Source organism: Aminobacter sp. J44 (assembly GCF_007829415.1).
Classification (GTDB): domain Bacteria; phylum Pseudomonadota; class Alphaproteobacteria; order Rhizobiales; family Rhizobiaceae; genus Aerobium.
The window spans coordinates 47,221-60,395 of the sequence record NZ_VLJG01000078.1 but is presented as its reverse complement, the minus strand read 5'-3'; the positions used below and the strand labels follow the sequence as shown (position 1 = coordinate 60,395).

The 13,175-nt window shown below is 64.7% G+C and carries 10 protein-coding genes and 1 pseudogene; 2 read left to right on the top strand and 9 right to left on the bottom strand.

What is annotated here, in order from left to right; genetic code table 11:
* Nucleotides 1–40 precede the first annotated feature (40 nt).
* Together L610_RS18990 and speB are read right to left on the bottom strand one after the other, a co-directional pair.
* Nucleotides 41–1,129: a PotD/PotF family extracellular solute-binding protein gene (locus L610_RS18990; RefSeq protein WP_024847991.1), complete on the bottom strand. Its 1,089-nt coding sequence runs from the start codon at nucleotides 1,127–1,129 to the stop codon at nucleotides 41–43.
* A gap of 81 nt (nucleotides 1,130–1,210) precedes the next feature.
* Nucleotides 1,211–2,269 carry an agmatinase gene (gene speB, locus L610_RS18985; protein ID WP_024847992.1) on the bottom strand — a complete coding sequence of 353 codons (1,059 nt, stop codon included), beginning with the start codon at nucleotides 2,267–2,269 and terminating at the stop codon, nucleotides 1,211–1,213.
* A gap of 154 nt (nucleotides 2,270–2,423) precedes the next feature.
* Between speB and gcvA the strand changes: the two genes are divergently transcribed.
* Together gcvA and L610_RS18975 are read left to right on the top strand one after the other, a co-directional pair.
* Nucleotides 2,424–3,413 carry a transcriptional regulator GcvA gene (gcvA, locus tag L610_RS18980; protein ID WP_024847993.1) on the top strand — a complete coding sequence of 330 codons (990 nt, stop codon included), beginning with the start codon at nucleotides 2,424–2,426 and terminating at the stop codon, nucleotides 3,411–3,413.
* Complete coding sequence (locus L610_RS18975; protein WP_144706945.1) at nucleotides 3,410–4,606, top strand: aminotransferase; 1,197 nt, start codon at nucleotides 3,410–3,412, stop codon at nucleotides 4,604–4,606. The genes gcvA and L610_RS18975 overlap by 4 nt, the downstream gene beginning before the upstream one ends.
* Here L610_RS18975 and lpdA read toward each other — a convergent pair.
* From lpdA to cysT, 7 genes and pseudogenes are all read right to left on the bottom strand, one after another.
* Nucleotides 4,597–5,987: pseudogene (gene lpdA / locus L610_RS18970) on the bottom strand (dihydrolipoyl dehydrogenase). The gene L610_RS18975 and the pseudogene lpdA overlap by 10 nt on opposite strands.
* Nucleotides 5,988–5,991: 4 nt before the next feature.
* Nucleotides 5,992–7,632 carry a dihydrolipoamide acetyltransferase family protein gene (locus tag L610_RS18965; protein ID WP_144706943.1) on the bottom strand — a complete coding sequence of 547 codons (1,641 nt, stop codon included), beginning with the start codon at nucleotides 7,630–7,632 and terminating at the stop codon, nucleotides 5,992–5,994.
* A 2-nt stretch (nucleotides 7,633–7,634) separates the two neighbouring features.
* The gene (locus L610_RS18960) at nucleotides 7,635–8,648 is read right to left on the bottom strand and encodes an alpha-ketoacid dehydrogenase subunit beta (RefSeq protein WP_144706941.1); all 1,014 of its coding nucleotides are present in this window, start codon (nucleotides 8,646–8,648) and stop codon (nucleotides 7,635–7,637) included.
* Nucleotides 8,649–8,826: 178 nt separating this feature from the next.
* On the bottom strand, nucleotides 8,827–10,059 hold the full coding sequence (locus L610_RS18955) for a 3-methyl-2-oxobutanoate dehydrogenase (2-methylpropanoyl-transferring) subunit alpha (RefSeq protein ID WP_024847999.1): 1,233 nt from the start codon (nucleotides 10,057–10,059) through the stop codon (nucleotides 8,827–8,829).
* 276 nt (nucleotides 10,060–10,335) lie between these two features.
* Entirely contained in the window at nucleotides 10,336–11,424 is a 1,089-nt protein-coding gene (locus L610_RS18950) for a sulfate/molybdate ABC transporter ATP-binding protein (protein WP_024848000.1), read from the bottom strand.
* A 10-nt stretch (nucleotides 11,425–11,434) separates the two neighbouring features.
* Complete coding sequence (gene cysW / locus L610_RS18945; protein ID WP_024848001.1) at nucleotides 11,435–12,328, bottom strand: sulfate ABC transporter permease subunit CysW; 894 nt, start codon at nucleotides 12,326–12,328, stop codon at nucleotides 11,435–11,437.
* On the bottom strand, nucleotides 12,321–13,160 hold the full coding sequence (gene cysT / locus L610_RS18940) for a sulfate ABC transporter permease subunit CysT (protein WP_024848002.1): 840 nt from the start codon (nucleotides 13,158–13,160) through the stop codon (nucleotides 12,321–12,323). Before cysT ends, cysW begins: the two co-directional genes overlap by 8 nt.
* Nucleotides 13,161–13,175: the final 15 nt, after the last annotated feature.

The following is a 13,175-nucleotide window of genomic DNA, read 5'->3' as shown; positions in this document are numbered from 1 at the left end:
CGTGCCATCAGCACGAGGAAATCGCAAGGCGGGATGATGATCAGCCCGCGATCATCTCCGTCCACTTCTGGTTCAGCCAGTCGGACTTGGAGGTGTAGAGGTCGTAGCGGGGGATGATCGGATCGATCTCGGACGACACGGCTGCGAACTCTTCGTCGGTGAGGTCGAGCAGGTCGCGGCGGACGGTTGGGGCCGTGCCGACCTTGCGCGACAGCTGAGCCTGAATCTCAGGCTGGCACATGTAGTCGATGAAGATGTGTGCCTCTTCGCCCTTCTGCGAAGCGCGCGACAGCGCCCAGCAGCCGGAGTCGAGGATGCCGCCTTCCTTCGGGAAGGTCGAGCGGACCGGGTGACCATCGGCAGCCGCGAGGCCGGTCACGTCATGGTAGTACTGGCCCATCGGGATTTCGCCCGACTTCAGCGCCTGCTCGAACTGAGCCTCGTCACGGTACCAGAGGCGGACGTTCGGGCGAACCTCGGCGAGTTTCTCGAAGACCTTAAGCTGGCCTTCCTCGGTGTCGAGGGCGTTGGTGCCGCCGAAGAAGGTCTTGGCGGTAACTTCCAGCAGGAACGAGTTGGAGACGAGCGCGAGCAGGCCGAGCTTGTCCTTGTTGGCCTCATCCCACAGCGCAGCCCAGCTTTCCGGCGCATCCTTGTAGACGTCGGTGTTGGTGACGAGCGTGATGTACCAGGCCACAGCACCGATGCCGGCAACGCGGCCATCCGGGTACTTGTTGACAAACTGGTCGAGGAGATTTCCGGCGTTCTTCAGCTTGGCGGTGTCAAGCGGCGTCCACAGTTCGGTCGCCTGGCCCTTCAGCATTGCAACCTGGGACATCATCGACAGGTCAGCCGGAGCCTGGCCAGCGCGGGCAGCCTGCTCGAGCTGAACAAGCCATGCCTCGCCCGTCGGCTCGGCAATTGACTCGACGGCGATGCCGGTTGCCTTGGTGAATTCCGGGAAGATGTGCTTGTCGAAGGAATCCTTGAAGTAGCCACCGTAGACGCCGACCTTGATCGAGCGGTCCTGCGCGCGAAGGATCGACGGCATGGCAAGGATGCCGGCCGTGGCCAGGCCCGCGCCGAGTGCGGCGCGGCGACTGATCCTGGTTTCAAAAATCTTGGTCATCGTGTTCTCCTCTGTATGGGCGGTCTTGGGTTGCGCCCTTTGTGTTATGTTTAGCCGTTTGCCGGCTAGCATAAAGTGTGTTCAGCGGGACTCGCCAGTCACGAATGGGCTGAAAACCATCAGGCTCAGGATTTCGAACAGCATCTGCGCGCCGGCGTGCGCGGTGTTGGTCGTGGAGTCGTATTGCGGCGCCACTTCAACGACGTCGCCGCCAACAAGGTTCACGCCCTTGAGACCGCGGATCAGCTCGAGGATCTCGCGGCTGGACGGACCGCCGATCTCCGGCGTGCCGGTGCCGGGCGCGTAAGCCGGATCGAGGCTGTCGATGTCGAAGGACAGGTAGGTCGGGCCGTCGCCGACCACTTCCAGCGCCTTCTTGATGATCGCCGGAATGCCCATGGCAGGCATTTCCTCTGCGTGGATCACCGTCATGCCGGAGTCGTAGGAGAACTCCCACAGATATTCGGACGAGCCGCGAATGCCGATCTGGATCGTGCGGGTCGGGTCGAGCACGCCGTCCAGCACCGCGTTGCGGAACGGGCCGCCGTGGTGGAACTTGGTGCCGTCGAACGCGCCCGAGGTGTCGCAGTGCGCATCGATGTGGATCATGCCCACCGGGCGGTCCTTGCCGACCGCCTTGAGGATCGGATGGCTGATCGAGTGGTCGCCGCCGACCGAGAGCGGCACGACGCCGGCCGCGACGATCTTGCCGATCCAGTTCTCAATGTCCTGATGGCTCTGCTCGAGCATGTAGCGGCTGCGGAACGGGACGTCGCCCACGTCCGCAACACGCAGCTGCTGCACCGGCGCGCAGTCAAGCACGTGGTTGTACGGGCCGACGCGCTCGATGGCGCGAACGGCGCGGGGGCCGAATCGAGAGCCCGGGCGGTTGGTCACGCCGAGGTCCATCGGCATGCCGACGATCGCGACGTCGAGGTCGCTGAAATCCGGGTTCTTCGGGTCAACCTGGCGGAACGGCGCATCAAGGAAAGTCGGGATGCCGGCAAATGGTGCAACACGCGTATTGCCCGAGAAGATGCGGTCGGCAACACGCCGGAAGCGCGGGTCATAGATGTCGCCACCGCCGCCTTCGCCATACCGCTCGCGAAGTTTGGCGAGTTGTTCGTCGTTCCAGCTCATGATCAGACCCCATTCTCGGTGCCAGCTCTTTCCGCGATGCGGCGTTCCCTGTGCCGGCATTTTTGAGGGATCGATCGTGCGTCATAAATCTTGGAAATTCAATTGATATTGTTGTACGCTATCGTGTGAGAAAAATTCACAACCGGGGATATGTTTGGTCAAGCGTTTGCCGCCTCTGAATCCGCTGCGGGCCTTCGAGGCGACCGCGCGACTGGGCTCGCTGACGCGGGCAGCGGGCGAGCTCAACGTCACGCACGGTGCGATCAGCCACCAGATCAAGGCGCTGGAGGCCGCGCTCAATGTCCGGCTGTTCGAAAGGGACGGCGCGCGGTTCCGGCTGAGCCCGCAGGGCGCGGAGCTTTTGCCCGCGGTTTCCTCGGCCTTTGATGCCATCGCGGCCGCGACGGCGCGGATGGAACGGCCGGTGACGGCGGGCTCGCTGTCGGTCACCTGCGTTCCGGCGCTGCTGTCGCTGTGGGTGATCCCACGCCTTGCCAGTTTTACCTCACGCTTTCCCGAAATCAGGCTGAAGCTGGAGGGGAGCAATGACGCGGAAGCGCTGCGCTCGCCGGATGTCGACGTCTCGATCCTTTATGGCGATGGAAGCTGGACCGACTGCTGGGTCAAGCGCTGGTCGCATCTCGACCTTTTTCCAGTTCTTAGCCCGACACTGATGAACGCCAAGCCGGTGCGCACGATCCGCGACCTCAGCAACCACGTGCTGCTGCACGCCGACGACGGGCGCGAGTGGCACCAGTGGCTGGCGGCGGCCGATGCGCTCGACCTTGCGCGCGGGCCGCAGCATCATCTCAGCGATGCGCGGCTGGCGACCGAGGCTGCCCTGCACGGGCATGGCATCGCGCTGGGCGACACGATGACGGCGGCGGGCCTGCTCGCCAAAGGCCAACTGGTCGCGCCGTTCAACCTGGCGGTGCCCGCCGCCGACGCCTTTTACGTTGCGTGCCGGAGTGACCTGCGCTCCGTGCCGGTGGTCAGCGTATTCATAGACTGGCTGTTTGCGCAGCTGGAGGAAGAAGATGCCCGCGCCGAGCCGCAAGGCCTGGCGCTCAGGACAAAGCTGCGTAGCGCTGATGGCGCACGCAGCAAGCGAAAAGTCACTTCGAACGCAAAGACAAGAGCATGACGTCAGCAGATTACGTGAAGCCGTCCTTCAACCCGCTGGTCGAGAAGCTGGCGCCACCGCCGATCCCGTCTGTCCAGGCCTGGGCGCGCAGCTATGACGGCGCGCACGGCAACCTCATCGACATGTCGCAGGCCGTGCCGGGCTACGCCCCGCATGCCGACCTTCTGAAGTGGCTCTCTGATGCTGCCGGTTCGCCTGCTTATGCCGGCTATGGCACGATCGAGGGCGATCTTGAACTGCGCAAAGTCTACGCGGAGCATGTCGGATCGCTCTACGGGACGATGCTGACGGCGGCGAACATTCACCTCACCGCCGGCTGCAACCAGGCCTTCGTCGCGACGATCACCGCGATCGCCAAGGCGGGCGATGCAGTGCTGATGACCAATCCGTGCTACTTCAACCACGAGACAACGCTGCAGATGATGGGCATCGAGCCGCGTTACTTCCCTTGCCACGCCGAGAACGGTTTTGTGCCGCGCGTCGAGGATGTCGAGGCGGCGCTGGATGGCGTAAAGGTGCTGGCGCTGGTGACGCCGAACAACCCCACCGGCGCTGTCTATCCGGCCGAAGTCATCAGCGAGATCTTCGAGCTCTGCCGCCGCAAGGGGATCTGGCTGGTGCTCGACGAGACATATCGCGACTTCATCGAGCCCGGGGCAGGGCGCCCGCACGCGCTGTTCGACGTCAAGGATTGGCGCGACTACCTCATCCAGCTCTACAGCTTCTCGAAGTCTTTCTGCATTCCTGGCCATCGCCTCGGCGCGATCACTGCGAGCGAAGCCGTCATCGAGCAGGTGGCGAAGGTGATGGACAATCTGCAGATCTGCGCCCCCCGCACGCCACAGTTTGCCGTGGCCAGGGGCATCCCGGCGCTGGTCGACTGGCGCGAGGAAAACCGGTTGGAGATCGGCCGCCGCGCTGCCGCGATGCGCGCTGCGTTTGCCCGTCAGAACGGCTGGCAGCTGCAGGCGATCGGCGCCTATTTCGCCTTCGTCCGCCATCCCTTCGAGGGACTGACCTCGTCGCAGGCTGCCGAGCGTCTGGCCAAAGATTTCGGCATTGTCACGATCCCCGGCTCGTATTTCGGCGAGGGGCTCGAGCAGCACCTGCGCGTTGCATTTGCCAATGTCGACGCCGAGCAGATCGCTGAAATGGGCAAGCGCCTGCGCCGCATCGACGTCGATCAGATGTGAATGGCGTGACCGAGGGCTTTCAGGGCGGCTTCCTGGAAACCTTCGCTCTGCGTCGGATGGGCGTGGATGGTGCCGGCAATGTCCTCCAGCCGCGCCGCCATCTCTAGTGCGAGCGAGAAGGTCGCCGACAGCTCGGAAATGCCTGAGCCGACGCCCTGGATGCCGACGACGAGGTTGTTGTCGGCCCGCGCGACGACCCGGACGAAGCCAGCCTCGCCCTGCAGCGTCATCGCCCTGCCGTTGGCCGCAAACGGGAACTGGCCGACCTTCACCTCGATGCCCCCCTGCCGCGCCTCATCCGGCGACAAGCCGACGCTGACGATTTCCGGATCGGTGAAGCAAACGGCGGGGATCGCCCGCTTGTCCCAGCTGCGGCGCTTGCCGGCGATGATCTCGGCAACCATCTCGCCCTGCGCCGTCGCCCGATGCGCCAGCATCGGCTCNCGTCGCCAATCGCATAGATGCCCCGCATCGACGTGCGGCACTGTTCGTCGATGCGGATGAAGGGGCCGGCCATATCCAAGTCGATTTCTTCGAGGCCCCAGCCGTCAGTCTTTGGCCTGCGGCCGACCGTGACGAGGATCTTTTCGGCGCTGATCGTCTTCTGGTCGCCCTCCGCGGTTTCGATGACGAGGCCTTTGCCGTCGGAGGCAAGGCCCTTCGCCTTGACGCCGGTCATCACCGAAACGCCAAGTTCGTCGAGCCGCTTGAGAACAGGTCGGGTCAGCTCCGCATCGTAGAGCGGCAGGATCTTCGGCAGCGCCTCGACGACTGTCACCTTCGATCCGAGCTTGGCGAAGGCGGTGCCGAGTTCCAGGCCGATATAGCCGCCGCCGACGACGGCCAGCACTTTCGGCACCTCCTTCAGCGCAAGTGCTTCCGTCGATGAGATCACATTGCCGCCAAACGGCATGAACGGCAGCTCGACCCGGGCGGAGCCGGTGGCGATCACGATCGTCTCGGCGCGGATTACCTGCTGCCCGGTCTCGGTCTCGACCTCCAGCGTCTTGCCGTCGCGAAAGCGCGCATGGCCGACCACAGCCTTCACGCCCGCTTTCTTGAGCAGGCTGACGACACCGGAGTTGAGACGGCCGACGATGCGGTCCTTCCAGGCCACTGTCTGCGAAAAGTCGATGGTCGGGGAGCCATGCGAAATGCCAAGAGGATCGCGCCCCGCGGCAAACTTCGTTGCTCTGTAAAACTCGTCGGCGGCGTGGATGATTGCCTTCGATGGGATGCAGCCGACATTGAGGCAGGTGCCGCCGGCTTTCGCCGCCTCGACGATCACCGTGTCGATGCCGAGCTGGCCGGCGCGGATCGCGCAGACATAGCCGCCGGGGCCTGCACCGATTACCGCGAGCTTGCAGGAGATTTCCTTCATAGGCTCACTCCACGAAAATCAGCGCCGGCGTTTCCAGCAGCGCCTTGAGGCGCTGGACGAAGACCGCCGCGTCCCAGCCGTCGATGACGCGGTGGTCGAATGACGATGACAGGTTCATCATCTTCGCCGGGATGAACTGCTGGCCATCCCAGACCGGTCGCACCATGATCTTGTTGACGCCGACGATCGCCACTTCCGGATAGTTGATGACGGGGGTGGTTGCGATGCCGCCCATCGCGCCAAGCGAGGTGATGGTGATGGTCGAGCCGGTCAACTCCTCGCGGGTGGCGGTGCCGGAGCGCGCGGCGTCGGCCAGACGGTTGACCTCGCGCGCGCAGTCCCACAGGTCGCGCGCCTCGGCGTGGCGTACCACCGGCACCATCAGCCCGGACGGCGTCTGCGTGGCGACGCCGACATGCACGCCGCCATGGCGGTGGATGATGCCGGCATCGTCATCGAAGATCGCGTTGATCTGCGGCTGCTCGGCAATCGCCTTCACCATCGCGCGCATCAAAAACGGCAGGATTGTCAGCTTTGGCCGGTCCGGGTGCCGCTCGGCATTAAGGCGGGCGCGCAGTTCCTCCAGCGCCTCGACGTTGACCTCCTCAACATAGGTGATGTGCGGGATGCGCGCTTTCGCCCGCGACATTTTTTCGGCGATGCGGCGGCGCAGGCCGACAACCTTGATCTCCTCGACCGACGTGTTTGGCTGCTGCCCTGCAGGCGAGGGCTGCTGCGCGCCGCGGCTGATGAACTGGTCGAGGTCTTCATGGGTGATGCGCCCGGCAGGGCCGGTGCCGTGAACCTGGCGCAGGTCTATCCCCGCTTCCTTCGCGCGCAGGCGGACAGCCGGCGAGGCGAGCGGCTTCTCGCCCGTGGGGCGGGGGATGAGCGGAGAGGTTGTGGAGGAAGCTCTGCCTGCGGGGGCGGTGCTGACGGATCCCAAGTCTGCGGAAGCCGTGCCCGTGGATGCGATGCTACCCCCACCCCTAACCCCTCCCCACACGGGGGAGGGGGACGTTGGCGTGCCTGAAGCGGCAGAGCCAGGTCTCACCGCTGTCGTTGCATTCGGTCCTGCATCATCTCCTACAGCGTCGCCAGCGTCCGGATCCCCGCGGTTAGCCGCTTCCAACGACGGGGCAGAGCGCGTTGGGGTGTCCGGTGGAGCGGGAGCTACGACGGAAGATGACGGCGCTGAGGCGTCAGCCTTGGACGAGGCTGCAGAGCTGGCAGTACCTTTCATGCCAGGCTCCCCCAATTCCCCTCCCCCTTGTGGCGAGGGGCTAGGGGTGGGGGTATCTTCATCCGCGTCGGCCTCTGGCGAGCTGACGCCAGTAGCGCCGGCTGCGTTGCTTGGCTCACCAGCAGGCTGCCCATCACCCCCGGCAACCTCCCCAGCACTTCCCGCCACCTCTATCTTCACGATCGGAGAGCCGACAGCTACGGTGTCGCCGATTTCGGCGCCGAGCCAGGTGATGGTTCCTTCGACCGGCGAGGGGATCTCGACGGTCGCCTTGTCGGTCATCACAGCGGCGAGGATGGTGTCCTCGCGCACCAGGTCGCCGACTTTGACGTGCCACTCGATGAGTTCTGCCTCGGCAACGCCTTCGCCGACATCCGGCATCTTGATGATGAATTCGGCCATGCTCACGCCTCCATCACCTGCACGAGCGCCTCACCAACGCGCTTCGGACCGGGGAAGTAGTCCCATTCCTGCGCGTGGGGGTATGGCGTGTCCCACCCCGTGACGCGCATGACAGGCGCTTCGAGATTGTAGAAGAAGTGTTCCTGCACGAGGGCAGCAAGCTCCGCGCCGAAGCCGGAGGTGAGCGTTGCCTCATGCACGACGACGCAGCGGCCGGTCTTGCCCACCGAAGCGACGATAGTGTCGAGGTCGAGCGGCAGCAGCGTGCGCAGGTCGATGACCTCGGCATCGACGCCGGTGTCCTCAGCTGCCGCCTGCGCGACATAAACCATCGTGCCGTAAGCGAGCACCGTGACCGCCGAGCCCTCGCGGCGCACCTCGGCCCTGCCGAGCGGCACCGTGTAGTGGCCTTCCGGTGTTTCGGACAGCGGATGCTTCGCCCATGAGGTCACGGGGCGCTCGTAGTGTCCGTCGAACGGGCCGTTGTAGAGCCGCTTGGGCTCGAGGAAGATCACCGGGTCGGGATCCTCGATCGCGGCGATCAGCAGCCCCTTCGCATCATACGGATTGGACGGGACAACCACCTTGAGGCCGGCGACGTGTGTGAACAGCGCTTCCGGGCTCTGGCTGTGGGTCTGGCCGCCAAATATGCCGCCGCCGGTCGGCATGCGGATGACGATAGGGCAGGTGAACTGGCCGTTCGAGCGGTAGCGCAGCCGCGCGGCCTCGGAGACGATCTGGTCGTAGGCCGGGTAGACGTAGTCGGCGAACTGCACCTCGATGCAGGGGCGAAGGCCGTAGGCCGCCATGCCGATCGCGGCTCCGACGATGCCGGATTCGTTGATGGGCGTGTCGAAGCAGCGGCTCTTGCCGTATTTCTGCTGCAGGCCGGCGGTGCAACGAAACACGCCGCCGAAATAGCCGACATCCTCGCCGAAGACGACGACGTTCTCATCGCGCCCCATGGCGACGTCCATCGCCGAACGTATCGCCTCGATCATCGTCATGCGCGGCATGGCGGGGCCTCCGCGAAGATTGGCGAGGCGGGGCGCGGCGCCACATCAGCCGCTTCGCGACACATTCCTCGCAAATGTAAGAAGAACCACGTCGCGGCAGTGTGATCCTCCCGTGCGAAGCGCGGGAGGTGGTCCGAAGGACCGGAGGGGGCGATGTCGGGCAGGAACCTATGCATCCTCACACCCCCGCCTGCTGCCGCTGGCGACGCAGATGTGGCGGCATGGTCGCGTAGACGCCCTCGAACATGTCGCGGGTCGATGGCTTGCCGCCAGAATGCAGGGTGCCGTGCTGCTCCGCCTGCTTTTGCGCCGTGATGACCTCGTCGAGGATTTCGGCTTCCGCCTGTTTGTGGCGCTCCTCGGACCAGACGCCCCTGACGATGAGATGGTTCTTCAGCCGGATCACCGGGTCGCCGAGCGGCCAGGCGTCGGACTCCGTCTTCGGCCGATAGGCGGAAGGATCGTCAGAAGTGGAATGCGCGCCGACGCGGTAGGTGACGTATTCGATCAGCGTCGGCCCCAGATTGCGCCTTGCGCGCTCGATCGCCCACTTCGCCACGGAGTGGACGGCAAGGTAGTCGTTGCCGTCCACGCGCAGGGCCGGCAGACCGAAGCCGAGGCCGCGCGCGGCAAAGGTGCCAGAGCCTCCCCGCGCAATGCCCTGGAAGGTCGAGATTGCCCACTGGTTGTTGACGATGTTGAGCACGACCGGGGCGCGGTAGGTCGAGGCGAACACAAGGGCTGCGTGAAAATCGCTCTCGGCCGTCGAGCCGTCGCCGATCCAGCCGGCTGCGATCCGCGTATCGTTCTTGATCGCCGAGGCCATCGCCCAGCCGACCGCCTGGATGAACTGGGTGCCGAGATTGCCGGAGATCGAAAAGAAGCCATGGTCGCGCGCCGAATACATGATCGGCAGCTGGCGGCCCTTCAGCGGGTCGGCCTCGTTCGAGTAGATCTGGTTCATCATGTCGACCATCGGGTAACCGCCCGCGATAAGCAGGCCTGCCTGCCGATAGGTCGGAAAGTTCATGTCGCCGGGCTCGAGCGCCTTGCGGAAGGCGCAGCTCACGGCTTCCTCGCCCATGTGCTGCATGTAGAAGGAGGTCTTGCCCTGGCGCTGCGCCATCAGCATGCGCGCATCGAAGGTGCGCAGCGTCATCATGTGGCGCAGGCCTTCCAGCAGTTCCTCGTCGCTCAGCGTGCCGGCCCAGGGGCCGACCGCTTCGCCGTCGCGGTTGAGGACGCGAATGATGGAGTAGGCGAGATCACGGATCTCTCTGGGATCGACATCGACCGGGGGACGTTCGACGCTGCCAGCACGGGGAATGGGGACGTGGGAGAAGTCCGGCGTGTCGCCGGGACGTACCTCCGGCTCCGGGACATGAAGGCTCAACCTTCCAGCTTCGGCCATGATGGTCTCCTCCGCCTGCCGATGCATCATCAACAGCTAAAGCGAAGATTTTCGCTCTGTCTACAGAGGGAAGCTGGGCGGAAATCGCCGCGTTTCAAGCAAAACGTACAGTTTAGGCGGCGTTGGGAAACAACCTTTCCGGATCGGACGGCTGCCAATGAATCTCATTTCACCGGGCTGTCAAAATAAGCAGGATTCTGACCGAACAAATCTGCGAAAGACAAAAGAAAAAGGGCGGCCGCCGGAGCGACCGCCAGCCAGAGGAGGGGGAATTTCTCAGGCCGCGACAGGTTCAGGGAGCGGCGTCGCGGGAGCCGCTGCGAGTTCCCGCGCCGGAAACAGCTTCCAGCGGCGCGGTCGGAAGGCGATACGACTGCGGGTCGCCGCCGGATGGTCGACCGGCAGTTCGATCTCGACGCGGTGCCCGGCGCCGCCAATGGCAAGTTCGACCCGCTTGGTGCCCGCCACTCGGCGGCTGACTCCGGCGGTGCCGGCAATGCAGCCGCCGCAGCCGTCGAGGAGCTCCACGTCATGCGGGCGGAAATACAAGGTGGCTTCCCCGTCCGGGACGTGCGGGGCACGCAGGCCGATCGAACGGTCCTCGAACCAGACGTCACCTTGTTCGACGCGGACGGGCAAGGTGCTGGAATCGCCGATGAAGCCGTAGACAAAGGGCGAGACCGGGTTGTCGTAGACCTGATCGGCGGTGCCGACCTGCTCGATGCGGCCCTGGCTCATGACGACGACGCGGTCGGCAAGCTCCAGCGCCTCTTCCTGATCATGAGTGACGAAGACCGTCGTGTGGCCGGTCGCGTCATGGATCTCACGCAGCCAGCGGCGCAGTTCGCGGCGCACTTGCGCGTCGAGTGCGCCGAACGGTTCATCGAGAAGGAGCACGCGCGGCTCGATGGCAAGTGCACGGGCAAGTGCTACGCGCTGGCGCTGGCCGCCGGACAGCTGGCTCGGATAGCGATGCGCGAGACCAGACAGCTGAACGAGGTCCAGCAGTTCGAGCGCTCGGCGTTTGATTTCGGCACGCGTCGGGCGGGTGGCCGCCGGACGGATTTTGAGGCCAAAGGCGACGTTGTCCGCCACTGTCATATGCCGGAACAGAGCGTAGTGCTGGAAGACGAAACCGACATTGCGCTCGCTCACAGACTTCCGCGAGGCGTCTTCCTCACCGAAGAAGATCTGTCCCGAGGAGGGGAAGTCGAGACCGGCAATTAGGCGCAGCAGCGTCGTCTTGCCGGAGCCGGAGGGACCCAGCAGCGCGATCAGCTCGCCCGAGCGGATGTCGAGAGAGACCTCATGCAGCGCATTGAAGCCGCCGAACTCTTTCTGGACGTTGCGGATGCTCAGTTCCATTGGTCTCTCCTCAGTGGGTTCTTGCGCCGGTCGCGAGTTGGTCGGCGTAACGCCACTCCAGCCAGGACTTCACGACCAGGGTCACCAGCGCTAGGCCAGCCAGCACGGAGGCGAGGCTGAAGGCGGCGACGGTCATGTACTCGTTGTAGAAAAGCTCGACCTGCAGCGGCATCGTCACCGTTTCGCCGCGCAGCTTGCCGGAGAGCACGGCGACCGCACCGAACTCACCCATCGCGCGGGCGTTGCAGAGGAGCACGCCGTAAAGCAGCGCCCACTTCACGTTCGGCAGCGTGACGTACCAGAAGGCCTGCCAGCCGGAGGCGCCGAGCGAGATTGCGGCTTCCTCGTCGCCATTGCCCTGATCTTCCATCAGCGGGATCAGCTCGCGGGCAATGAAGGGGAAGGTGACGAAGATCGTCGCGAGCACGACGCCCGGAACCGCGAAGATGACGCGGATGCCGAAATCCTGCAGCAGCCAGCTGCCGATCGCGGAGTTCGAGCCGAGCAGCAGGATGTAGACGAGGCCTGCCACGACCGGCGAGACCGAGAAGGGCAGGTCGATCAGCGAGATCAGGAAGGCGCGGCCGGGGAAGCGGTACTTTGCGATCGACCACGCGGCAGCGATGCCGAAGATCAGGTTGCAGGGAACGGCGATGGCCGCAACCAGCAGCGTGAGCTTGATGGCCCCGATCGCATCCGGGTTCTTGAACACCTCGAGATACTTGTCGAGGCCGAAGCGAAACGCCTCGACGAACACGGCTGCGAGCGGCAGCAGCAGGAACAGTGCCATCAGAAGGACAGTGACGCCGATCGCGAACACCCGGAAGCCGAGCGGCTCGGTCACCGGCGAGCGGAAGGCGGACGCTGCTTCGGGGCGCGCAGGATGCAGGGCTGCATCAGCCATTGCCGAACCTCCTCTGGCTCCAGACCTGGATGAGATTGATCGCAAGCAGGATGATGAAGGACGCGACCAGCATGACGGCAGCGATCGCCGCGGCGGCCGCGTAGTTGAACTCTTCCAGCCGGAAGACGATCAGCAGCGGCAGGATCTCGGTCTGGCGCGGCAGGTTGCCGGCGATGAAGATGACCGAGCCGTACTCGCCCACCGCGCGGGCGAAGGCGAGCGAGAAGCCGGTGAGGATCGCCGGAAGCAGCGCAGGCAGCATTACGCGGGAAATCGTCTGCGGCCGCGAGGCGCCCAACGTGGCCGAGGCCTCCTCGATCTCCTTGCTGAAGTCCTGCAGCACCGGCTGAACCGAGCGCACCACGAAGGGCAGGCCGATAAAGACCAGCGCGATCCAGATGCCGAGCGGCGTGTAGGCGATCTTGATGCCGAACGGGGCAAACAGGCTGCCGATCCAGCCATTCGGCGAGTAGATCGACGCGAGCGAAATGCCCGCCACAGCCGTCGGCAGCGCAAACGGAAGGTCGACCATCGCGTCAAGCGCGCGCCGGCCGGGGAATTCGTAGCGGACCAGCACCCAGGCGACCAGCACGCCGATGACGGCGTTGAACATTGCCGCCAGAAGCGAGGCGCCGAAGCTGAGTTTCAGCGCCGCGAGAAAACGCGGGCCGGAAATGATCGGATAGAAGGCCTGCCAGTCCAGTTCGAACGTCTTCAGGAACAGCCCGGCAATCGGGATGATCACGATGACCATGAGGTAGAAGATCGTGAATCCGAAGGTCAGCCGGAAACCCGGGATGATGCTCGGCTCCCGAAATCGGAATGTCGCCATCGGCAAATGTCCCCT